General features: G+C 50.0%; 14 protein-coding genes. 7 read left to right on the top strand and 7 right to left on the bottom strand.

Annotated elements, in window-relative coordinates:
• The first annotated feature begins 28 nt into the window (after positions 1-28).
• Positions 29-2,785 (top strand): PD-(D/E)XK nuclease family protein, encoded by a 2,757-nt coding sequence (locus tag B076_RS0109310; RefSeq protein WP_028487071.1) that lies wholly within the window; start codon positions 29-31, stop codon positions 2,783-2,785.
• Positions 2,782-6,390: a UvrD-helicase domain-containing protein gene (locus B076_RS0109305; RefSeq protein WP_028487070.1), complete on the top strand. Its 3,609-nt coding sequence runs from the start codon at positions 2,782-2,784 to the stop codon at positions 6,388-6,390. Before B076_RS0109310 ends, B076_RS0109305 begins: the two co-directional genes overlap by 4 nt.
• Positions 6,391-6,429: 39 nt before the next feature.
• Here B076_RS0109305 and B076_RS13075 read toward each other — a convergent pair whose 3' ends face one another.
• Both B076_RS13075 and B076_RS0109295 read right to left on the bottom strand, forming a co-directional pair.
• Positions 6,430-9,576 carry an EAL domain-containing protein gene (locus B076_RS13075; RefSeq protein WP_051347285.1) on the bottom strand — a complete coding sequence of 1,049 codons (3,147 nt, stop codon included), beginning with the start codon at positions 9,574-9,576 and terminating at the stop codon, positions 6,430-6,432.
• Positions 9,573-10,433 (bottom strand): PhnD/SsuA/transferrin family substrate-binding protein, encoded by an 861-nt coding sequence (locus B076_RS0109295; protein WP_038150525.1) that lies wholly within the window; start codon positions 10,431-10,433, stop codon positions 9,573-9,575. The genes B076_RS13075 and B076_RS0109295 overlap by 4 nt, the downstream gene beginning before the upstream one ends.
• A gap of 377 nt (positions 10,434-10,810) precedes the next feature.
• On the opposite strand from B076_RS0109295, the gene B076_RS0109290 reads away from it, so the two are divergent.
• Positions 10,811-11,494 (top strand): class I SAM-dependent methyltransferase, encoded by a 684-nt coding sequence (locus tag B076_RS0109290; protein WP_028487068.1) that lies wholly within the window; start codon positions 10,811-10,813, stop codon positions 11,492-11,494.
• Positions 11,495-11,725: 231 nt separating this feature from the next.
• Positions 11,726-14,206: a phosphoenolpyruvate synthase gene (gene ppsA, locus B076_RS12625; protein ID WP_051347284.1), complete on the top strand. Its 2,481-nt coding sequence runs from the start codon at positions 11,726-11,728 to the stop codon at positions 14,204-14,206.
• 3 nt (positions 14,207-14,209) lie between these two features.
• On the opposite strand, the gene B076_RS0109280 is transcribed toward ppsA, so the two are convergent.
• A complete protein-coding gene (locus B076_RS0109280; protein WP_051347283.1) occupies positions 14,210-14,587 on the bottom strand; it encodes a YraN family protein in 378 nt (125 codons plus the stop codon).
• A 12-nt stretch (positions 14,588-14,599) separates the two neighbouring features.
• Positions 14,600-16,264: a penicillin-binding protein activator gene (locus tag B076_RS12620; RefSeq protein WP_157753549.1), complete on the bottom strand. Its 1,665-nt coding sequence runs from the start codon at positions 16,262-16,264 to the stop codon at positions 14,600-14,602.
• A gap of 134 nt (positions 16,265-16,398) precedes the next feature.
• Here B076_RS12620 and rsmI point away from each other — a divergent pair, with 134 nt between their 5' ends.
• The gene (gene rsmI / locus B076_RS0109270; protein WP_028487066.1) at positions 16,399-17,271 is read left to right on the top strand and encodes a 16S rRNA (cytidine(1402)-2'-O)-methyltransferase; all 873 of its coding nucleotides are present in this window, start codon (positions 16,399-16,401) and stop codon (positions 17,269-17,271) included.
• 123 nt (positions 17,272-17,394) lie between these two features.
• Here rsmI and B076_RS0109265 read toward each other — a convergent pair whose 3' ends face one another.
• Together B076_RS0109265 and B076_RS0109260 are read right to left on the bottom strand one after the other, a co-directional pair.
• A complete protein-coding gene (locus tag B076_RS0109265) occupies positions 17,395-17,604 on the bottom strand; it encodes a cold-shock protein (RefSeq protein ID WP_028487065.1) in 210 nt (69 codons plus the stop codon).
• Between the two features lie 377 nt (positions 17,605-17,981).
• Positions 17,982-18,842, bottom strand: a complete 861-nt coding sequence (locus B076_RS0109260; protein WP_028487064.1) for a pirin family protein — start codon at positions 18,840-18,842, stop codon at positions 17,982-17,984.
• A gap of 115 nt (positions 18,843-18,957) precedes the next feature.
• Between B076_RS0109260 and B076_RS0109255 the strand changes: the two genes are divergently transcribed.
• A complete protein-coding gene (locus tag B076_RS0109255) occupies positions 18,958-19,869 on the top strand; it encodes a LysR family transcriptional regulator (RefSeq protein ID WP_028487063.1) in 912 nt (303 codons plus the stop codon).
• Positions 19,870-19,898: 29 nt separating this feature from the next.
• Here B076_RS0109255 and B076_RS0109250 read toward each other — a convergent pair whose 3' ends face one another.
• Positions 19,899-20,315 carry a hypothetical protein gene (locus B076_RS0109250; protein ID WP_028487062.1) on the bottom strand — a complete coding sequence of 139 codons (417 nt, stop codon included), beginning with the start codon at positions 20,313-20,315 and terminating at the stop codon, positions 19,899-19,901.
• Between the two features lie 347 nt (positions 20,316-20,662).
• Here B076_RS0109250 and recQ point away from each other — a divergent pair, with 347 nt between their 5' ends.
• A complete protein-coding gene (gene recQ / locus B076_RS0109245) occupies positions 20,663-22,492 on the top strand; it encodes a DNA helicase RecQ (protein WP_051347282.1) in 1,830 nt (609 codons plus the stop codon).
• Positions 22,493-22,609 lie beyond the last annotated feature (117 nt).

Here is a 22,609-nt window from a genome sequence, read left to right as displayed (position 1 = left end):
TTAGCCGTTTTAATTTACCGGAAAACCTATGTCTGTCATCCATCTCACCGCCAACAGTCGTCTCACCCAAACCTTAAAACAACAAGCCTTTTTGGCTCAGTCTTCCACGGTTGCGGAAACGCCTGTGATTATGACGCTGGCTCAATGGTGGCAGCAATGGGAGCAGGCCTGCTTATTACGTGGTGAACTGCAGGAGGGTGATTTTGCGCATAAGCGGTTGTCGACGTTTGAAGCACAGCTGGTTTGGGAGCAGGTGCTGGAAAAGGAGAGTGCACAGCGTCTGGATGAGCAGGGAGAACCTTTAGCCTTGCTGAATCTATCGACGACGGCCAAACAGCTTAATCAGGCCTGGTCTTTGTGGATGGAATGGCTGGATGAAACACAGCGCCTACAGACACAAGATATGCATTTCGATTCTCAGGAAGTGGCTTTGTTTAAAAAAGCCGCACAGCATTATCAATCAATTTTGGAAAGCCATAACTGGCAAGATGAGACATTGCGCCAACAGAGTCGTTTACAGTGGTTGGCCGAGGGTAAAGGTCGGGTTCCACAGCGTATTGAATTGCATGGTTTTGACGAGTTGACGCCAATTATGCGACGTTGGCAGGGGGTACTTGAACAACGCGGTTGTGAGGTGGTTATCGCGGAGGATTCCGTTATGCCGGTCAGTCCTCAGCGTTATGTGTATAAAGCTCGCGATCCCGCCGATGAGGTGCAACAAGCGGCTTCTTGGTGTGTGCAGCAATGGCTGGCACTGCAGAAAACGCAACCGCTGCATACGATTAAAATCGGGGTGGTTGCGCCTAATCTGGGCGATTACAAATCCGCTTTAAGCCAACAGCTCGATGAGCAGTTGGCCTTGGCTTTTCAGCAGCCCCTCAATCTGCAAAGTCCCCAGCGCCAGACTTTATATAACTTCTCTTTGGGGGTCAGCCTCTTGGAAGTGCCTATTGTTAAAAATGCCTTGCAGAGCTTGAAGATTTTTTGCCAGCCAAAACGCCGTTGTGCCTACGAAGAGTGGAGCCAATGGTTGATTTCTCCTTACACGGCCGAAGACATTGGAAGACGTCAACAAGCCGATTCAAAGCTTAGACGTCTGCAATGGGCGAGTTTCAGGTGGCCGACTTTGATCGAATCCGACGCCGCCCAAGCTTTGCCTAAAGGGCTGTTGAAACGTTTGCAAAACTGGCAGCGGTTTTTGGAAAAACAGCCGACATCCTCAATTGGTATCCGTGATTTTGTGGAATTGGCCGAGTCCTGTTTTGAGCGGCTTGGCTGGGCTCAGTCGCGCTCTTTGAACAGTGATGAATATCAGCAGAAACAGACCTTTATGGAAGTGTTGGCGCAATTCAAACAGTTAACCTCGATTCAGCAGAAGCAGTCGGTCGACTCCTGGTTGGCAGTGTTGCAGCGGTTTGTATCGGAAACCGTGCATCAGTCGCAAAGCCGCGGTCTTCAGCCTATTCAGATCATGGGAATGCTGGAGGCTGGAGGGCAGCATTTTGACGCCCTGTGGGTCTTGGGGCTGACTGACGAGGCTTGGCCGCGCATGCCCAGCCCCAATCCGTTTTTGCCAATGGATTTGCAGCGGCAGTACAGCTTGCCGCGCTGTGATGCGCAGCGGGAGTTGAAGTACGCTCATCAGGTCACACAGCGCCTTAGTCAGGCTGCGCCGCAACAGGTGTGGAGTTTTGCCGCCTTTTTGGGTGAGGCTGAGATGCTCGCCAGTCCGCTGTTGGAATCGCGCTGGTTGGCCGAATCACAGCCGTTTTTGCCCCAGGCTTATCAGAGTCTGGCGTACGAGCATTTTGCCCGGCGCAGTGACTTGCAGTGGGAATTGGATAACCGCGGGCCGCAAATTCCCGCAGGCAGTCATGCACCCGGCGGCAGCGGAATCCTGCAGGCGCAGAGCAAATGTCCGTTGATGGCGTTTCTGGATTTCAGGTTGGGTGCGCGTAATGGATTGCAGGATGTCGAAGAGGGGCTGCAGAGCACCAACCAAGGGACGTTGGTGCATGAGATTTTGGAATGTTTTTGGCAAGAAACCCGTAGCCAGTCGAATTTACTGATGCTCAGCGATGAGCAGGTGGCAGATCGCCTGCAGACTCAAATCGAAAACCGTTTTGATGCGTTGAAAAATGCCTTTGATGGGGCCTATTTAAAGCTTGAGCAGGCTCGAATTATGGAACTGCTGCTACAGTGGTTGGAGGTTGAAAAACAGCGTCCGCCGTTTGCCGTGGCGGAAACCGAACGGGAAACGTTCATTGAATTGGCGGGCATTGAATTTAGGATCGTCATTGATCGAATCGATCTGGTGGAGGGGCAGAAGGTGATTCTGGACTACAAAACGGGTAAGGCCAGCGTCGGTGACTTGTTAAAGTCGCCAATCAAAGCGCCGCAATTAGCGGTCTATTTGCATGCCATGGAAGAGCAGGATGCGGTGTCTGGAATCGGTTATGGGCTGCTGCACTCGGATGATGGTGTGAGCCTGAATGCGTTGGTCGCTGAAGACGAGATTTTGAGCAAACTGCGCTCGGTGACGGTGTTCGCCAAGAAATCCGAAAAAGAGGGAGACGACTTTTACGGCGTGCGCTGGCAAGATTTTTTGGACAGTTTGCGTCAGGAGGTATTGGATTTGGCGAAATCGATTCAGCAGGGTGTGGCCGATATGACGTTTGATAAACCGGCCGATGTAGCCTATGCCGCCAGCTTGTTGGCTCTGAGGCTGCCGGAGGTGGAAGCGCAGTTGGCCGAAGCCGGAATCTGCCAGGAGGCGCTCGAATGAAGAACCTGACCGCTTCTAACACCATAGATGACTTGTTTGATAAACCTGCCGAGTCCCCGGCTTTACCCGATTTGCAAAGTCTGTTTTGCATAGAAGCGGATACGGCCTTGAGCGACGGCGCAGCGCGTTTTGAGGCAATCAGTCCGTTTGCATCGTTCATCGTTCAGGCTCCGGCCGGTTCCGGTAAGACAGCCTTGCTGACCCAGCGTTTTTTGGCTTTGCTTTCTCAGGTGGATCAGCCGGAGAAGATTGTGGCCATGACCTTTACCAAAAAAGCCGCAGCGGAGATGCGTGAACGTATCATCAGCGCCTTGAAGTTAGGCTTGCAGGCAAGTCTAGACGAGAAGGCGTCGCTCTATGAAATCAACACCTGGAAACTCGCACAAAAAGTCATACAGCGCAATAATGAGCAGGCCTGGTCCTTGCTGGAAAACCCGAACCGTTTGCGCATCAAGACCATTGACGGCTTGAATGGTTTTTTGGTGGGGCAGATGCCTTTGCTCTCCAAAATGGGTGCGCAGCCGCAAGTGGCGCAAAAGGCCGATCCTCATTATCTGGAGGCGGCACGTTTGGCGCTGCGCGATGCCGATTGTTCGGAAGCCATGGCCAATTTGCTGCGTCTGGTCAATGGCCGCTACAACCGCGCTGAAAATCTATTGGTAAGCATGTTGCAAAAACGTGATCAATGGATGGGCAGCCTGTTGGCGATGCGCGGAGAGGCCGCGCGTGAGCATTTGGAAACGGCTCTGCAATTGATTGTGGAACAGGAGATGCAGACCCAGTTGGCGCATTTGAAAGCGGTATGGCCGCTATTGGCCGAGGCCTGTGAACTGGCCGATTTTGCGGTGCAAAATGAGCAGGCCTGGTTGCAGCCGTTATGCGGCTGGATACCGGCCGACGGGCTTGAAGAGTTGCCGAAGTGGCGGCTTGTCGCAACCTGGCTGTTGACCAATGACAATAAGGGGTTGCGTAAAAGCGTGACGAAAAACAACGGTTTTCCGGCCGGGAAGGGTGAAGCCAAAGAAAATAAGGCGCGTTTTTTGAATGTTTTGGCGGGCTTGAGGGAGCAGCCGCACTCCGAGCAGATTTTGCAGAGTCTGGTGATTCTTAAAGGGCTGCCGGATCCCGTTTACAGTGACCAGCAGTGGCAGAGTCTGCAAGGTTTGATTCAGTTGCTGACCCATGCGGCCGCCTATCTGAAAGTGGTGTTTCGATCGCAAGGGCAGGCCGATTTTATTGAAGTCGCGCAAGCCGCCAGTCAGGCGTTAGGTAGCGAATTGGAACCGACCGAGCTGGCGCAGCAGCTCGATTATCAGATTCAGCATCTGCTGGTGGATGAATTTCAGGACACCAGCAGTGAGCAATATGCGCTGATTGGCAAACTGGTTGCAGGATGGCAGCCGGGTGACGGACGCACCCTGTTCATCGTCGGTGATCCGATGCAGTCGATTTACCGCTTTCGCGAAGCCGAGGTGGGCAATTTCCTCAAAGCTTGGCAGGGGCGTTTGGGGCCGGTTGAATTGACTTCGTTGAATCTGGAGATCAATTTCCGATCCAGCCAAGCGGTGGTCGAATGGGTGAACCAAACCTTCCGTAAGGTGTTTCCAAAAGACGATAACATTGAAACCGGGGCGGTCTGTTACAGTGCGGCTCAAGCCAATTCCAGCAATACCGAACAGGCAGTGTTCAGCCATTGGTCACTGAATCAATCCTCCGAGTCTGAAGCCGTGGAGGTGGTGCAGTTCATCAAGCAGCGCCTGCAACAACTCCAAGACCACCCTGACAAAAAAATCGCTTTGTTGGGACGCACGCGTTCCAGCCTGATGACGATTGCCAGCCTGTTGAAGCAACAGTCGATCGGTTTTAGGGCGGTGGAGCTCGAATCTCTGCAGGCCCGTCAGGAGATTCAGGACTGCTTGGCATTGAGTCGCGCTTTGATGCATCTGGCCGACCGGCCTGCGTGGATTGCGCTATTGCGTTCGCCGTTGGTGGGGTTGTCTTTACCTGATTTACATGCACTTTTGGGGGCGGATTTCTACCGTCCGGTTTGGTCGTTGATCCAGACGGATCAGTGGCAGGAAAATGCTCTGAGCGACATCGGCGTCCAACGTTTGAAACAGGTCTTGCCGGTACTGGAAGTCGCTTTGAACCGCTTTGGAAGCTTGCCGTTTTCGGTATTGGTGCGGGAGTGCTGGTTGCAGCTGGATGGTCCGCAAAGTGTCGAAAGCGAAACCGCTCTGGATAATGTCGAAGTTTATTGGCAGACTTTGGCCAGCGTCGATCATGAGAGCCTCAACGGCCAGAAACTCGACGAGTTGATTACCAGTCTGTATGCCAAGGCGGATTCATCGCCACAGAGTCAGCAAATCGAATTGATGACCATGCATAAATCCAAGGGCCTGGAGTTTGATACGGTGATTCTTCCCGGTTTGGGGCGTAAGCCGCGAGCCAATGATAAATCGCTGGTCTCATGGTTGCAGTTTCTGGGACCGGAAAACCCGAGCCCGCAGAGTCAATCTAAATATGTGCCAGACAAGGTGCGTGAGTGGTTGGTGATTGCGCCATTGGATCAGCGCGGACAGAGCGAGTCATTACTGACAGGCCTGTTGAAACGCTTCGAACAGGAAAAACAGGATTACGAATTGGCCCGTCTGCTTTATGTGGCGGCCACCCGAGCGAAATCACAACTGCATCTGTTCGGCAGTACGGACTACCAGCCTTCCAAATCGGAAAGCGACCAGTTAGACAGCTTTATTAAACCCGTCAAACCCACTAAGGGCAGTCTGCTCGAACCTTTGTGGCCCTGTGTGGACAGTGAATTCCAGCAATTGGCTGAGGATTTTGAGCTATCCGAGACGCTGTTGGATGCGCCAACGGTAATTCCTAAAGTCAGCCGTTTGCCGTTTCAGCGTATCCGCTTGACCGAAAGCTTGGTCTTTGAGCCCGCATGGCATCAATCAGTGCCGCCTGCCGATAAAATCTTGCAGGATCTTGATGATTTTGATCTTAAAGTAGAGGGGCAATCGGCAGACGGGATGGCAACAAGTGGCATTTCATCTGATCAGGCCTTGTTGAATACCTCGGTCGGTAACCTGGTGCATGAAGTGTTGGAGTTGGTGGCGCAAGATGGCATTGAACAGTGGCCGCTTGAGAATTTACAGGCACGCAGGGAGCAATGTCAACTGTGGTTGAAGCAGCAGGGCTTGCAAGACGGACTGTTGGCCGAGGGTGAACGCAGGGTGATGCAGTCGTTAAGCAATGCACTGTCAAATGAAAAGCTGGTTTGGAGTCTGCAGTCCGGGCATGCGCAGTCGGCCAGTGAATATCCGTTGACCTCGTTTGATGAACAGGGCATCGCCAATCATATAGTCGACCGAACCTTTGTGGATCAAAACGGAGTGCGTTGGATTATCGACTACAAAACCAGTTTTTTTGAAGGCAGTGAAGCGCAGATAGAGGTCTTTATCGACAAGCAGGTGTCGCTTTATCGGGCCCAGTTGGCGCGATATGGCGCCTTGTTTGAACAGCTTGAGCCAGAGGTTCCGCAGAGATGGGTGCTGTATTTCAGTTATATGGACCGTTGGATCGAACTTCAGGCCAATTAAGTTTAGGTCTATGAAGTTCGATTCAACAATCAGGTGGAATTAAAAATCCAGATTGTTGATGTTTTGCGCGGTATTCACCAGGTTTTCAAATTCAATTTTGGGAAGCGGGCGGCTAAACAGGTAACCTTGGTAGACAAAACACTGGTTTTCCCTTAAAAATTCTTTTTGTGCAAAAGTTTCCACACCTTCGGCGATGACTTCCAGTTTTAGGGTGTTGGACATCGCGATGATGGTTTTAACAATGGCGGCATCGTCTGAATCCACTTCCAGGTCACGGATGAAGGATTGGTCAATCTTCAGTTGGGACAGAGGCAGACGTTTCAGATACGCCAGTGACGAGTGTCCGGTTCCGAAGTCGTCCATCGAGAATCTAACGCCAATATCTCTGAGTGAGTTCATTTTATCTATGGTTTTTTCGATATTGTTGAGAATCATGGATTCGGTCAGTTCAAGTTTCAGGTTGTCCGGGGTGGCACCGGTTTCCATGAGTATCTGTTTGACCTTGTTCACAAAGGCCTTTTCCGCAAACTGTTTGGCGCTGACATTGACCGCCAGCTTGATGTGCGACAGAGCCGGGTCAGATTGCCAGTTGACCAAAGTCTCACATGCAGATTTGAGCACCCAATCTCCAATTGGAATGATTAAACCGGAATCTTCGGCCAGAGGAATAAACTCGGCAGGGGAAACAAAACCTCTTTCGTGGTGGTTCCAGCGTATCAAGGCTTCTGCATAAATGATCTGGGCGTGCTGATTGACCTGAGGCTGGTAATAAAGCTCAAACTCTTGGTTTTCTATGGCGTTGCGCAGGTCATTCTGCAAGTTGGCGATTTTTTCGACACTGATTTGCATCTGCGGATCGAAGAAACGCACGGTGTTGCGACCGTGTTTTTTGGCCTGATACATGGCCAAATCGGCATGCATCAAAATCTCATCGGAATGCATGTGTTTGCAGTTGATCACTTCAACGCCAATACTGGGAGAAGTGTGATGCAAGGCATCCTTAAGTTTGAAAGGTTGCCTGAAGACCTCCAGAATTTTTAGTGCGACCTCTTCAGCTTGGTGGCTGGCTTTGTCGATATTCTCTCCGAGATTTTCCATCAAAATAACGAATTCATCGCCGCCGATCCGGGAGACCGTATCCACTTCGCGGACTGAGCGGGTCAAACGGTTGGCCACTTCTATAAGCAGCAGATCGCCTGTCATGTGTCCTTTGGAATCATTCAGGGTCTTGAAATTATCCAGGTCTATAAAGAACAGGGCGCCGCATTGATGATTGCGTTGCGAGTTCAGTAACGCATGATCCAAGCGATCCAGCAGTAAGCGCCGGTTTGGCAGCTTGGTGAGTGGATCAAAAAAGGCCAGTTGCTGAATTTCCTCTTGGGCGTGATGGCGTTCGGTTACATCGGAAAAGTTCGCCACAAAATGCGTGATGTGGTTTTTCTTGTTGAGCACGGCCGTGATGGTCAGCCACTCCAGATAAACACGTCCGTCTTTACGGCGGTTCCAGATTTCACCTTGCCAGAAGTGGTCTTTGTATAAAGATTGCCACATATGGCGGTAGTAGTCTTTGTCCTGTCGGCCGGAGCTGAGAATGTTGGGTTTTTTGCCGATCACCTCTTTCTGGTGATAGCCGGTGAGTCGGGTAAAGGCTTGATTGACCCGCAGGATGGTGCCTTTGGGATCGGTGATCATGATGCCTTCCTGGGTTTCAAAGGCGGTGGCGGCAATGCGTAGTGCTTCGTCCTGGGTTTTTTGTTCGGTGATATTGGTAAAGCTGACAACAGCCCCTTCCTGTAGTTGATTGACAAACAGGGGGCGACTGGACACGGAAACCATGACTGGCTCTTGCTGTTTAGTGCGGAACATCAATTCGCCATGAAACGCCTTTTTATGTTTGGCTGCCATTTCAATCGGGCAGCGCGTAGCGGCGGATTTTTCAGCATTGGCTTTATGGAAAAGTTTATGCGCGTTTTGCCCCATTAATTCGTTTTCACTATAGCCCAGCATTTTTTGGGCGGCGACATTGGCGGTGGTGATCAAACCATTGTTATCGGCCACATACAAACCTTCACTCATGGTGTTGTTGATGCTCTCAAGATAGCTCTTGCGGTGAATTTCATTTCGTCTGGAGATGAGAATGCGCCAGAGTCCGAGTGCCACCAAAACCATGATTAATGTCAGGATGGCATTGAAATCCGAAACCCTTTCGTGGTGGGTGGTGATGTTGTCGGTTTGCTTGAGGGACACCAGATAGGCCATGGTCTGATTGTTGACATCCTTAATGGTGGTAAAAGCCAAGATGAAATAGCTTTTGTTCCAAAGGTAGGTATTGGCGTAATTTTCGCCATTGGCCAAAGCCTGTTTTAAAGCTGTGTCAGCACTCGCTTGTTTGGCAATTTGATGAAAGTTTTGAGACAGGGGTAACGGCGTTTGCGGCAACAGGCGGAAAGGATCTTCTTCTAGCCAGTCAGCCGAAAACTGACTGGGGGCATATAGGTAGGCGAACTGCTTGAACTGCTTGGCTTTTAAGGGGGTGGCCTGATAGATAATGGTGTATTCGTGCTGTGGGTTGAAAAGCGCAATCTCCTTACGCAGGGATTCGAATTTTTGGCCAAATTCCACGCTTCCAAGGTGCTTTCCTTTGTAGATAATCGGAAACACATGACGTAATCCGGAAATCACTTTTCCGCTTTCAAAGGCAAACACTGGTTTTAAAGTCTGATTAGCTTTGACAATGGTCGGGCGCGCGTCGCTCAGGTCGTCGCCAAACTTGTCAGGCTGATGAAATCGCAAGAAACTTCGATTGTCCGGCGTATGAAAGTGAAGGTGAAAGTGGCCGCTGTTCAACAGCAGGCGTTGCTGATAGTAGGGGTAGAGAAGACGATAAAGTTCAAGCCGGGCCTGTTGGGTTTGTTGGGGGTCAAGCGCCTTTTCCAGCAAATCGAGCACCTCCGGCTGATAGATAGAGGCTTGGAAACGTGCCTGAGCACCACGTTGAAACATTTTGGTGGCCGCCAACCAGCTCATATTCTGATTGTTGATGGTTTCATGTAAATGGTTTTCGATGTCTCCTTGATATTCACGCTGGATGCTCTGGAACAGTATTATCCAGATTAAGATTGCAACCGAAAATGCCACCACGGCGTCTTTGAGTAAAAGGTTTTTACGGACTTTTTGCCACTTCATTGTTGGTTCTCCAGAGGCATCAAGTCCCGTGTTCCCTTGGCCTGGATGGCTTTTAAACCTTCAAACAGGTCTTCTGAAAAACGACTGAACCCTTGGGAGCCTATGCCCCATCCTTGCTTGGGTTGGGTGTTCAGCAAGGTTTCTTGCACCTTTTGAAGTTCTTCCCGGCTCACGGTTTTGGGGTTTCCTGCAACAATGAATTGCGGCAAGGGATCGGATGTTTCAAGAATTTTCAAACCCAGTGGGGCGTAACGTTCCGCCACAAAGCTGGCAAGACCGCCAATCGCATATTCTTTGCGCACCAAAGCCAAAGCGACTTCTTGATGAGTGCCCAGAAATTTTGTGGGCAGTTCGGACAATTGGATGTCATTTTGTTTCAGCAGGTGTTCCGTCAGTAACCAACCGCAAGTGGATAGAGGGCGGGTCAGAGCGACTTTGCTATCAGGGTTTTTGCTCAGTTGCGAGAGTCGGTCAATGCCGTCAATCGGAGCGGCGACTACGCACTGATATTGCTTCTGTTCGGTCGTTTGGTTGACGGAAACCAGCGGGGAAACCTGTTCGGTTCGTTCGCTAAGCGCAAGATAGGTAAGGGGACCCAGTTCAACAAAATCCACTTCTCCGGCTAGAAAGGCATCTATGATAGCTTGATAAGTGTCGTAAAGTTTGGGAATGGCGGGGCGATCCAAAGCCTTTTCGATGGTTTGGATGATGAGCTGACTTTTCACCAAATTTAGTTTGGCATTGCTCATTGGCAAGGGCGCAAAATACACGGGAGAAGCACCGCCAGTCTCGGCGTGGCCACTCCACGAGAACAGCGTGCTTAACAAAAACGCGGCAAAGATTGAAATCCGTTTCAAAATTTTCCTTTTAAGGCGATGGCTTAGGCAACGCCGATATGGTGTGTTTAATGGTCATAATAACGGCAAATTTTAACATATTCTTTTTTAATCCAAGCTTTTATTCCCTAGTTTTTTTAATGGAATAGTCCGGGTTTATTTTTATGAAAAAATGAATTAAGACATGGTGTTAAGACTCCATTTGCCAAAAGAGCTTTTTTGCAACAGTCTTATAGACTAAGGTGATTCCTCTTTTGGAGGCAAAAAAAACAATGATTGAATGGAGACAGTCTCTTTATGGCCGCTTCAAAAGCAGAGATAATGGACATATGAATAACAGAAAACGGCGATTACGCAGGGCAAACGCTTCGGTAATGGCCAAATAAGGTGAAGCAATTATGGAAAAAACGCAGGCACAGATTTTGAAACATCACGGTGGGGATGGCGAGCATGCTCGGCAGATGATCACATCCACCTATGAGTCTCGTCACGATAACGACTTTTGGGAATTTTGGAATGCTCAAATGGGTACCGTCATTGATAAACAGGATGTGCTGCTGGATTTAGGGGCAGGCATCGGTCAGTTCGTCAAGGATTTGGCGCTTCGTTATCCGCATAACCGGGTTTTGGGGATTGAGGCGGCGCCTTATATGTTGAGCGCGCCCTTGGCTCTGCCGGATAATGGGCATTTGATTGAAGACGATTTAAACCAGCCTCAGGCGAATATTGCCGTTGAGAGTGTAGCGGTGGTCATGGCGAATATGCTGGTGCATGAACTGCCTCAACCGGTGTTGATGTTTAAAGCCGTTTATCAATGGCTTAAACCCGGTGGACGTTTTTGTATTATCGATTTGGTTCGTCAGCCTTTAGAAAATTATTTGACGCACAAATACCCACAAAAAACCTTATGGAACCAAGCAGTGGAGCGCGATGAAGTAGAGGATGTGTTTGACCATTTCCTGGAGCACAATCGATATCATGCCGATGACATCGTGTTTATGTTACGCAGTCTTGGATTTAAGGTGGTAGAGAACACCCCTTTGCGGGATGGGCGTTTTGTTCGCATTGTGGTTCAAAAGTAGCTTTATAGCCGTCTGAACGCATTTCTGAAAACAGGCAGGCCTGCCTGTTTTCGCTTTGGAATCCTGTAGTTGTGCAATTTTTTTTGTTGAAAAACGTTGTTTAAAAAGTATCGGTTCGGTCTGGATAATACTACTTAATAGGCGTAAGCTGTGAAGCAGTCGATTCGGTTTGGATTGACTGCAAATGCATCTTTGAATTTGTCCAGTATCGATCAAAATAGGAGGCGACTCATGCCTGTTGAACAGTCCTTTTCTTCCAGCCGTTTTATTCGTTTTTTTGCCGAGTTGGGAATTGACGATATTCCATTGGTGGGGGGTAAAAATGCTTCTCTGGGGGAGATGTATCAGAGTCTGGTGCCGCAAGGCGTGCCGATTCCAAACGGTTTTGCCATCACCTCGGCGGCCTATCGTGCGATATTGGATGAGAATGACCTGTTGAACACCTTGCATGAGATATTGGATCCACTGGACTCGGACAGCACTCAGGATCTTCAGCGGCGTGGCGCGCAGGCGCGCGAATTGCTGTACAACGCCAAACTGCCGGATGCACTTTATCAAGAGATGGTGGATGCTTACGAGACCTTGGTGGCCGAATATGACCATACGATCTCTCTGGCGGTACGCAGCTCGGCTACGGCTGAAGATTTACCGACCGCGAGTTTTGCCGGCCAGCAGGATACCTATTTGAATATTTCCGGTTTGAGCGCCTATATCGATGCCTGTAAACACTGTTTTGCCAGTCTGTTTACCGATCGTGCGATTCACTATCGTATCGACCAGGGGTTTGGGCATTTTGAGGTGGCGCTTTCGATCGGGGTGCAATTGATGGTGCGTTCCGATATGGCTTCATCGGGCGTGATGTTTTCCATTGATACCGAAACCGGTTTCAAAGATGTAGTGCTGATTACCGGCGCGTACGGGCTGGGGGAGAATGTGGTGCAAGGCGCGGTCGACCCGGATGAGTTTTATGTGCACAAACCTACCTTTAATAAGGGCTTCAGGAGTGTCATTAAACGCCACCTGGGTGCCAAGAAAATCAAGATGATTTACGCGACAGACAGCAACCGCAGACAGCCGGTCAAGAATGTTCCCACCACTCAAGCGGAACGTAAAAGTTATTGCATCAGTGATCAGGAGGCTTTGAGCCTGGCCGAGTATGCCATCAAAATTGAGCGTTATTACAGTGAAAAAGCCGGACAGGCGCGTCCAATGGATATGGAGTGGGCAAAAGACGGAGTAAGCGGCAACCTGTTTGTGGTTCAGGCGCGTCCGGAAACCGTGTCGTCTCAACGAAAAGGTTCCATATTGGAGCGTTATGAGCTGACCGAACAACCTCCAGAACCCATCGTGACCGGACGTTCTGTCGGCAGTAAAGTGGCGAGTGGACGCGCGCGCGTGATTTCGTCAGTGGAATTTCTGCATGAGTTTCAAGAGGGTGAAATCCTGATTTCGGACATCACCACGCCCGACTGGGAGCCGGTGATGAAAAAAGCCGCCGCCCTCATCACCAACCGTGGAGGACGCACCTGTCATGCGGCCATTATTGCCCGTGAGTTGGGAATTCCCGCTGTAGTCGGCACCGGCAAAGGAACCGAGCTGATTCAGAATGGTCAGCTGTTGACGGTCTCCTGTGCGGAAGGCGATGAAGGGCGTGTGTATGCCGGTGAAGTGGCTTATCAAATCAATCAGACCGACTTGTGTGATTTAGAGTCGCCAACAACGGAAATGATGATGAACCTCGGCAATCCGGAATTGGCGTTTCAGTTGAATTCGATTCCCAATGCCGGCATCGGCTTGGCGCGTATGGAGTTCATTATCAATAACAGCATTCAAGTCCATCCGCAGGCATTGCTTAATCCCGAGCGGGTCAGCAGTGAAAAAGAGCGCGTCACGATTGCGCAATTGACCCAGGGCTTTGTCAACGGTGAACAGTATTTTGTACAAAAACTATCGGAGGGAATCGGTACCATTGCAGCCGGTTTTCATCCAAAACCGGTGGTGATGCGATTATCGGATTTTAAGTCCAACGAATACTCGGCGCTGATTGGCGGCTCTGATTTCGAGCTCGAAGAGGAGAATCCGATGCTTGGCTTTCGAGGCGCATCCCGTTACAACGATGCCGATTATAAAGCCAGTTTTGCGTTGGAATGCCAAGCAATCAAACGCGTTCGCGATGTTATGGGGTTGGATAACGTGATTATCATGATTCCGTTTTGCCGCAGGGTCGAAGAGGCAAAGCGGGTGATTGAAAACCTGGCTGAAAACGGTCTGGTGAGAGGCGTGAACGGCTTGCAGGTATACATGATGGTGGAAATCCCTAATAACGTTCTGTTGATTGATGAGTTTGCCCAGTATTTTGACGGCTTTTCGATAGGCACCAACGACCTTACCCAGCTGGTTTTGGGGGTGGACCGGGATTCCGCCAAGGTGGCCTTCGATTATGATGAGCGCGACCCCGGAGTCAAGAAGATGGTGCAAATGGCGATTGAAGGTGCACACCGACATGGCAAACACATCAGTATTTGCGGACAGGCGCCCTCAGATTATCCGGAGTTTGCCGAGTTTTTGGTGGAGTTGGGCATTGATGCGATGAGCCTCAATCCAGACTCGGTTTTGAAAACCCTGCCGGTGGTACTGAATGCCGAAAAGCGCAAACAAGCGGACAAACTAAGTTTGGACTTACCTGTGGATAACTTTGGGATAAGTGGATAAGCCTTATTGGCCGAAGGCGTTTTCAATGCGAACCGGCAAGGCCTGATCGTCCACAAATGTGAGCACGTCAAACTGCATGCGGGCATTTTGATATAAAGGATGTTTGAGTAGGAACAGCTCGGCGCAGCGGATGATTCTTTGCTGTTGCTGCGAAGTCACAAACTCCGCCGGATGCCCGTATTTAGTGGATTTTCGGTACTTGACCTCAAAGAAAATCAATTGGTTGGAGGCCTGCTTGAATCCGATCAGATCGATTTCTCCTCCGCGACAGAGGTAGTTTTCAGCAAGAATCTCATAACCCTGTTTTCTTAACCAGGCGGCAGCTTGCTGCTCTTTTTGTTGGCCAATCAACTTGTTTTTCAGGTGTTGAATAACTTTCATGGCCAGGGGCGATTATTGCAATATAATCGGTTGGCGGCGTGGAGAGGGCTCGCTTTCCAGTTTGATTTCACCACTGTTCGTTTCCGGCGCTGATAACTTCTTATCAGGTGTCTGAGTGGGGGTGATTTTATCCTGTAGAGGGTTTTGCATCTCATCTTTGTTTTCAGGAGAGGGTGCGGGCGGTACCCAACGCATCAAGATACCGTTATCAGAATATTGCGCCCAGATCAGTTTCTTGTCTATTTGTTGACTTTCGTCCTGATAAAGCAGGCCGCCTTGCCCTTGAGTCAGGCATAGGTTGGGGGCCAGATTAGCCAGTTGCGTGGCCAGCAGGAAGCTGTCCCAGCCAAACGCTTCCAGCGGGGTCTTGAGGGTGTGCGCTTTGAACAGTGCCGGCATGGTCGGGAAAATGACCTTGGCCAAGTCCTGGTTGCGTTCGATGTTTTGGAGATTGCTTGGCGTCAGGTTTGAGGTGGCATAAACCGGAATGTCCAGCTGAAAGAACTCGAATTGCGGATGGAATACCGCCACCTGGTTGGCGTTGCCAATCAATACAATCGCTTGCAAGTCCTGGCGGGTTCGCGGGAAAAACTCCAGCTTTTGACGCAGCAGCCAGCGCAAATTATTGTAACGCGCCTGACTGGCCTCTTCATTGATCAGTCCGCCCAGGGCTTTTCTGAGGTTTGGGTTTTTCAACGGGTATTGGTGTAATAAGGCTTGGTTTTCCGGGGTGTTCAACCACTTGGCGCGCAGTTCCATGGCCGTGCTGGTGTCCCGGCTGGATTCGCTGCTGAGAATGCCGATGCGCTGGTATTGCATACGGTGCAGTTGTTGAGTGATTTGCAGGCTTTCGCTTTGTGAGCGGAAGTTGAACGCTTTGATGTTTGCATTGTCGACGCTGTTCAAGGCCAGAAAACCGGTAATGTTCTCGGCAATTAAGGCTTCAATCGCTTCTTTGGTCAAGGGGCCAATCACCAGGTCGGCACCGTCTTGTTTGGCTTGACGGTAACGTTGGGCGACTTCATCGGTTTCACTGGAATCGTAAAACCTCAGTTCAATAGTGCGATTGGAGAGCATATAGGCCTTGAGCAAGCCGTTGCGGATTTGCGAGCTTACCTGCTGGTATTTGCCTTTGAAGGGCAATAGAATCGCGAGTTGGCGAACCGTTTGACGGTTTTTAAAACGCATCTGCAGAGCCGGAACCAAGTGTTTTACATAAAGGGCGTCACTATGAAAAGTGGCGGCATCCGCCAAGGCCTGGAGTGCATAGAGTCCGGGTTGTTGTTGTGCGTCAAGCAGGCTGGCCCAGCTCTGCAGTGCGCGATCTTGGGATTGCTCGAGTAATGCGATTTTCTCCGGGCTGTCAAACTCCTGGGATAAAGTGTGCCAGACCATGTATTCGATGGCCGCCTGGTTTTCCTCATCGGCTTGTTGCCAGAGTTGTTCGCTTAAGGCTACATAACGTTTCCAGTTTTTTTGCTGCTGTGCCATGCGAATCTGCTGTTGCAGTTCATCAAGTTTCAATTCTTGGGCGGATTTTTGCTGTGCCTGGCTCAAGACAATGTCCGCTTGCGGTTCGGCGCGTTTGCTGTCGCCGGGCATGCTACAGCCGGAAAGACCCAAAAACAGGGTGGTTAACAGCGAAGAAACGATAATTAAAGCAGTGGTCTGGTGCATTTTTTTATAGAATGGTTCACGATTGATCATGGTGCAGATTATATAGCGAATTGAATGGTTTAGGACGGTTTATCCGCAATTGCAGCAAATAAAAAACAATAGAAGATAAGCCAAACATATACCAGAAGGATTTTATGGAAAACAACAGCCAGTCCCCCAGTGCAATCAACAGTGGCACTCTTTATATCGTGGCCACGCCTATCGGCAATCTTAAGGACATTACCCACCGGGCAATCGAAGTGCTTGGATCGGTGGACTGGGTGGCGGCGGAAGACACCCGACATACCCAGAAGCTGCTGCAGGCCATGGCGATTAAGCGGCCTTTAATCAGCTTGCACGATCATAATGAGCAGGCCCGCAGTGAACAACTGTTGGAACGCTTGCAGCAAGGTGAGAGCGGAGCCTTGGTTTCCGATGCCGGTACGCCGTTGATCAATGACCCTGGTTTTCACTTGGTCAAACTTTTGCGTCAACAGGACGTCAAGGTGGTGCCCATTCCTGGGCCTTCCGCGGTGATTACCGCTTTGTCCGCGGCGGGCTTGCCAACCGACCGTTTTAGCTATGAGGGTTTTTTGCCGGCAAAAAACCAAAAGCGCCTTCAGGTGCTGGAAAGTCTTCAGACGGATACTCGAACCTTGGTGTTTTACGAATCTCCACATCGTTTAATGGATTCTTTGCAGGCGTTGAAAACGGTGCTGGGAGAAAAGCGCCAAATGGTTGCGGCACGGGAGATGACCAAAGCCTTTGAACAGTTCGTGCCGGGCAGTATTGAAGAGGTCTTGCGGTACTTTACGGATCATCCTGACAAGGTTCGCGGCGAATTCGTGTTGATGGTGATGGGGGATGTGGCCGAGCCTCAGCAGGAAGCAGGGGATTATGATGAGCTGATTGTGAGTATGTTGAAGCAGAATCTGCCCGTCAAACAGATTACCGACATTCTGGTCGATTATAGCGGGCAAAAGAAAAAGGCCATTTACAGTCGTGTGCTGGAGTTAAAAGGTTCCTGAGTTTCAACAGGCCTGTTGGTAAAGGAACCTGATGTGAATCTTTGAAGAAATATTTTGGGCAATAAAAAAGGGCGAGACCGGATGGTCTCGCCCTTTTTAAAGGCTTAAATCAAAGTTGCTTAATTAAAGAGCAACGATGTTTTCAGCTTGTGGACCTTTTGGACCTTGAGCAACAGTGAACTCAACTTTTTGACCTTCAGCAAGGGTTTTGAAGCCCGCACCAGTAATAGCGCTGAAGTGAGCAAATAGGTCTGGACCTGATTCCTGTTCGATAAAACCAAAACCTTTAGCTTCGTTGAACCACTTAACAGTTCCTGTAGATGTATTAGACATAATAATTATCCTGTAATTTATAAAAAATGGGTGCCTGGAAAGGCGTTGTGCGAAAAAAATAGACTGGTACTTAAAACTACGGAGAACGGAGATTATGAATAATAACTACGATGATCGAGCAGGTAAACAATTGAATTTCTTTCTTAGGATGGACTATACAGCCTTTGTTTTTTTTGTCAAGCGTTTACTGAAATTAAATTGTGGTGTTGGGTGGCGTTGAGCAACCGGCAAAATCTGTGTGACTCGGAAAAGTCTGTTTTGTGGAGGCTTGAGGCGTTCCAATCGTTTGTGATTGGAACGCCTAATATATGTATGCTAATTCTGGGGTCAAATAATCCAGTACCCATTCAGGTTGAGATGAAAACCGGCAGGCCTGGTTAAAAACGATTGTTGTGATAATCCTCGAAGGCCTGGCGGATTTCGGCTTCACTGTTCATGACAAAGGGGCCGCGCTGGACAATGGGTTCGTTCAGCGGGGTGCCGGCAATCAGCAAAAAGCGGCTTGCCTGTTGGTCGGTGTTTTTAATTCGCACCTGTTGCCCAGGACCTAAAAGGCCAAGCTGTTTGCTTTCAAGCTGGGATCCTGACTGTTGTTCAGTATCTTCAATTGCGAGCTGGCCCTGATGAAGATAGAAAAAAGCGGTTTCAAACGGTTTAAGTGTTTGCGTAAAAACTTCTCCAGCTTGCAGTTCAACGTCCAGATAGGTCGGATGCACCATGTCGTTTTGAATGATTCCGGAAGTGCCTTGATCGGTGCGGCCGGCAATGACTTTGATCTTGGTGCCGCTTGGCCAAAGCTCTTGCGGAACTTGATCTGGGGTGTATTCTTGATAGGCCGGCGGTGTCATTTTGGCGGAAGCGGGCAGATTCACCCACAGCTGAAATCCCATCAGTAGACCTTCTTCCTGTTCCGGCATTTCCGAATGGACAATGCCGCTTCCGGCCGTCATCCACTGCACGCCGCCGGGTTCTATCACGCCTTCGTTGCCCTGATTGTCACGGTGGCGCATTTTTCCGGCGAGCAGATAGGTGACCGTCTCAAAACCGCGGTGCGGATGCGGAGGGAAGCCGCCGATGTAGTCCATCGGTTGGTCGGTGCCGAAGGCATCCAGCATTAAAAAAGGATCCAGGTTTTTCAGTTTCGGCTGACCGATGATGCGGGTCAGCTTGACGCCATCCCCGTCGGAAGCGGGCAGTCCTTGGTAAATTTGTTGTAGTTGGCGAATGCTGTTTTCCATGTTTTGTCTCCCATAATTTATGGATCAGTTTAGCGATTGATTAAACCGTGAAAAACCGCCAAAATACCAAAACACTGTTCTTGTTTTAAGAACAAAAACAACACAAGGAGGGGGCATGGGTCAGCTGGAAGAGATGCAGATTTTCATTCGCATTGTCGAATCCGGAGGCATCGGCAAAGCCGCGGAGCAATTAAACTTGGCAAAGTCTGCAGTCAGTCGTCGTTTGGCCGATTTGGAATCGCGCTTGGCTTGCAAATTGATTCAGCGCACCACTCGAACCTCGAGTTTGACCGAGGCCGGCAAGCTCTATTACGAACGTGCACTTAAGGTGGTGGAGTCGGTTGAGGAGATGAATTCGGCGATTCATCGGGATGAGCAGCAGCTAAGCGGAACCTTGAGGGTGGCGGTGCCCTTATCTTTTGGGCTGGCGCATCTGACCTCAGCGTTTGATGCTTTTGCCAAAACGCATCCCAATTTGGTTTTGAAAATCGATTTTTCGGACCGCGAGGTGGATATGGTCGAGGAAGGCTTTGATCTGGCGTTTCGCATCGGCGAGCTTAAAGACGCGTCCATTCAGGCGCGTAAAATTGTGCCGATTCGCTTTGTGTTGTGTGCTAGCCCGGATTATTTGCAGCAATGTGGCGAACCGCAGACTCCGGAAGACTTGAAGTCGCATAAGGTGCTGCATTACACCGGAGATCGCAACGGAGTTTGGCATTTGACCGACTCTGACGGCTATGCACACCCGGTGCAGGCATCCGGGCAGATTCATGCAAATAACGGCGACTTTCTTCGGCAGATGGCCGTGAGCGGACATGGGGTGATTTTCTCACCTACCTTTATTGTTTGGCAGTCCCTGCGTCAAGGCGAGTTGGTTCCGGTGTTAAAAGAGTATCAACTGCCTTTCATACATGCCTATGCGGTCTATCCCCAGAACCGTTATTTGTCCCATAAGGCGCGCGTGTTCATCGATTTTCTGGTGGCGCATTTTGGTAATCAGGCCTATTGGGATGAAGGCCTGTTTTGAAAACAGGCAGGCCTTTCGATGATGGAGAGTCAGCCGTGAAACTCCAGGATTGCAATCACTTCATCGTATTGAACGTCGCTCAGAATCTGTTTGAGGCCGTAGACGCATTCGATTGTCAAGGTCATGCGTTTGCGGTCAAGTTCCGCCAGTTCGCTAATGAGTTTCAGGCTTTGTGTCTTGTTGCCGCTTAAGTCCAATGTCTCGTCCTTGAGCGCGCTTTTGAGGTTATGGTATTGGGCATTGATGTATTCCACTTCCGAAAAGTTGGCGCGTGCGATGGCGCGTACCTCATCCAGTTGTTTCGGTGTCAGTTTCAGGGTGTCGAGATTGTCCATCACAATCGGCATTAAAGCGGTGACGGCGGAGGAGGGTTTGAAGTCTTCAGCTTGACTGCTGAATGGCATCCACGTCAGAATCATGGTCAGTAGCAAAATCGATTTGGTCATTTTCGTATTTGTCCCTTTTTAATGATTTTTACATCTATAAAAGTTTGCTTAAGGTTATTTATAGCAAGCCAGCTAACAACATTGAGCAAGCTGCGAAAAATCGGCAGGCCTGACCATTTTACCTTGTAAATCGATAAAAGTTGAGTAATTTGGTAGGGATTAGGTTTTAGTGGTGTTTTTTGGCTTCTATGGCGGCAGTGGATTGAATTAAAAGCGTTTTTTAAAATCAACAGGCCTGCTTGATCTTAGGTTGGCTTCATCCTGTTTTGCGGCTTTAAGGTCTTGTGTTTTGCTTGGCAATCGTCTATCTTGACGACCCATTTGATTCTTCCTCGGCTTTTAGGTTCATGACGCACTTTTCCATTCAGACACAGGCTCTTCAGCTTTTGAAGAGCGTCTACGGTTACGACGAGTTTCGTCCGCAGCAAGCTTCCATTATTGATGATGTGGTGTCGGGTCAAGACTGTTTTGTGTTGATGCCCACCGGTGGCGGAAAGTCTTTGTGTTACCAGATTCCGGCTCTGATACGCCCAGGAACCGCAGTGGTGGTCTCGCCTTTGATTGCGCTGATGCAGGATCAGGTCACGGCATTGAAAGCCAACGGCGTCAGTGCAGCCTATTATAACTCCTCGCTAGATTACGAAGCTGCAGACCAGGTCATGATGCAGCTGCATAACGGCCAATTGGATCTGCTGTATGTGTCGCCGGAGCGGCTTTTAAATACCCACTTTCTGCAAACCTTGCAAAGCCTGCCGATTGCCTTGTTTGCGATCGACGAGGCGCACTGCATCTCGCAGTGGGGCCATGACTTCAGACCGGAATATGCGCAAATGGGGCGCTTGCGTGACCTGTTTCCAAGCGTGCCTTTTATCGCTTTGACGGCGACCGCCGATCATGCCACACGCCATGATATTCTGCAGCGTTTGCACCTGCATCAGCCGCAAATTCACGTCAGCAGTTTTGACCGACCCAATATCCGTTATACCGTTCTTGAAAAGCGTCAGCCTATGAAACAGCTGTTGGCCTTTCTCGAACAGCGCGAGCAGGAAACCCGCAAGGAGAGCGGCATTGTTTACGCCTTGAGCCGCAAGCGTGTTGAAGAGGTGGCGCAGAAGTTGATCGACGAAGGCTATAACGCCAAGGCCTATCATGCTGGGCTGCCGGGTGAAATCCGCCAGAAAGTGCACCATCAGTTTTTGCGCGACGAAGTGGATGTTGTGGTCGCCACGGTCGCCTTTGGCATGGGCATCGATAAATCCAATGTGCGTTTTGTGGTGCATTACGACCTGCCCAAGAATATCGAAGGATATTATCAGGAGACCGGCCGTGCAGGCCGTGACGGCCTGGAGTCGGAAGCCTTGCTGTTGTTCGGCATGCAGGACGTGGCCACCGCCAAGCATTTTGTGGAGCAGGTGGCGAATGAAGAGCAGCGCCGCATCGAGAATTTCAAACTCTCCAGCATGGTGGCGTTTGCCGAATCGCAGACTTGCCGACGTAATGTATTGCTCAACTATTTTGGTGAAGCCAGTCAGAAACCCTGCGGAAACTGCGATGTCTGCCTGAACCCTCCGACTCTGTTTGATGGCAAATTGGCGGCGCAAAAGGCGCTGTCCTGCGTTTACCGTCTGGATCAGGGGTTTGGTGTGCGTCATGTGATTGATGTGTTGCGCGGTGCCGACAATGAACGCATTCGCTCATCGGGTCATCAGCAACTCAGTACCTATGGCATTGGCAAGGAGTACAGTGTCGACGAGTGGTCGAGCCTGATCCGGCAGCTGATTCATCTGGGTTATTTGTTTCAGGACGTGCAGCATTTTTCGGTGTTGCGCCTCACCGAATCCGCTGGCCCCTTGTTAAAGGGTAAGGTTGAACTGCAACTGGCCTTGCCCAAAAAAGTCTTGTCCAAAACGGGCAGGCTTGGTGGTAAATCGCCTCGGGATAAATTATCGGATGCCGACCGCGATTTGTTCGAAGCCTTGCGAACCCTGCGCAAAGAAATTGCCGAAAGCGAAGAGGTGCCGGCTTATGTGGTGTTTGGCGATGCCGCTTTGGTGGAAATGGCGACCCATAAGCCGCAAGACGATACGGAATTGTTGAAAATCAGCGGTGTGGGCGAAAGCAAACTGGCGCGTTACGGCTTTGAGTTTTTGACGTTGTTACGCCACCATCTTAAATAGTCTCTTTTCCAGCAAAAAACAAAAGACACTCAGTCGAAGCGCGGAGACGGGGCGTGGTATCAATATCAATTTTTAACCGCTTCCTTTTCCGATATTCCATTCGATTTCTTCGTAAAA

Source organism: Thiomicrorhabdus chilensis DSM 12352, from assembly GCF_000483485.1.
GTDB classification, from domain to species: Bacteria; Pseudomonadota; Gammaproteobacteria; order Thiomicrospirales; family Thiomicrospiraceae; genus Thiomicrorhabdus; species Thiomicrorhabdus chilensis.
Note: the sequence above shows the minus strand (reverse complement) of the source record. Positions and strands in the feature narration are given on the sequence as shown.

Bases quoted from the DNA above. Each gene is read 5' to 3' on its own strand.
- rsmI (WP_028487066.1), top strand. From the start codon at position 16,399: ATGGAAAACAACAGCCAGTCCCCCAGTGCAATCAACAGTGGCACTCTT.
- ppsA (WP_051347284.1), top strand. From the start codon at position 11,726: ATGCCTGTTGAACAGTCCTTTTCTTCCAGCCGTTTTATTCGTTTTTTT.
- recQ (WP_051347282.1), top strand. From the start codon at position 20,663: ATGACGCACTTTTCCATTCAGACACAGGCTCTTCAGCTTTTGAAGAGC.
- B076_RS0109265 (WP_028487065.1), bottom strand. From the start codon at position 17,604: ATGTCTAATACATCTACAGGAACTGTTAAGTGGTTCAACGAAGCTAAA.
- B076_RS0109255 (WP_028487063.1), top strand. From the start codon at position 18,958: ATGGGTCAGCTGGAAGAGATGCAGATTTTCATTCGCATTGTCGAATCC.
- B076_RS0109280 (WP_051347283.1), bottom strand. From the start codon at position 14,587: ATGAAAGTTATTCAACACCTGAAAAACAAGTTGATTGGCCAACAAAAA.
- B076_RS13075 (WP_051347285.1), bottom strand. From the start codon at position 9,576: ATGAAGTGGCAAAAAGTCCGTAAAAACCTTTTACTCAAAGACGCCGTG.
- B076_RS12620 (WP_157753549.1), bottom strand. From the start codon at position 16,264: ATGCACCAGACCACTGCTTTAATTATCGTTTCTTCGCTGTTAACCACC.
- B076_RS0109260 (WP_028487064.1), bottom strand. From the start codon at position 18,842: ATGGAAAACAGCATTCGCCAACTACAACAAATTTACCAAGGACTGCCC.
- B076_RS0109310 (WP_028487071.1), top strand. From the start codon at position 29: ATGTCTGTCATCCATCTCACCGCCAACAGTCGTCTCACCCAAACCTTA.
- B076_RS0109305 (WP_028487070.1), top strand. From the start codon at position 2,782: ATGAAGAACCTGACCGCTTCTAACACCATAGATGACTTGTTTGATAAA.
- B076_RS0109290 (WP_028487068.1), top strand. From the start codon at position 10,811: ATGGAAAAAACGCAGGCACAGATTTTGAAACATCACGGTGGGGATGGC.
- B076_RS0109250 (WP_028487062.1), bottom strand. From the start codon at position 20,315: ATGACCAAATCGATTTTGCTACTGACCATGATTCTGACGTGGATGCCA.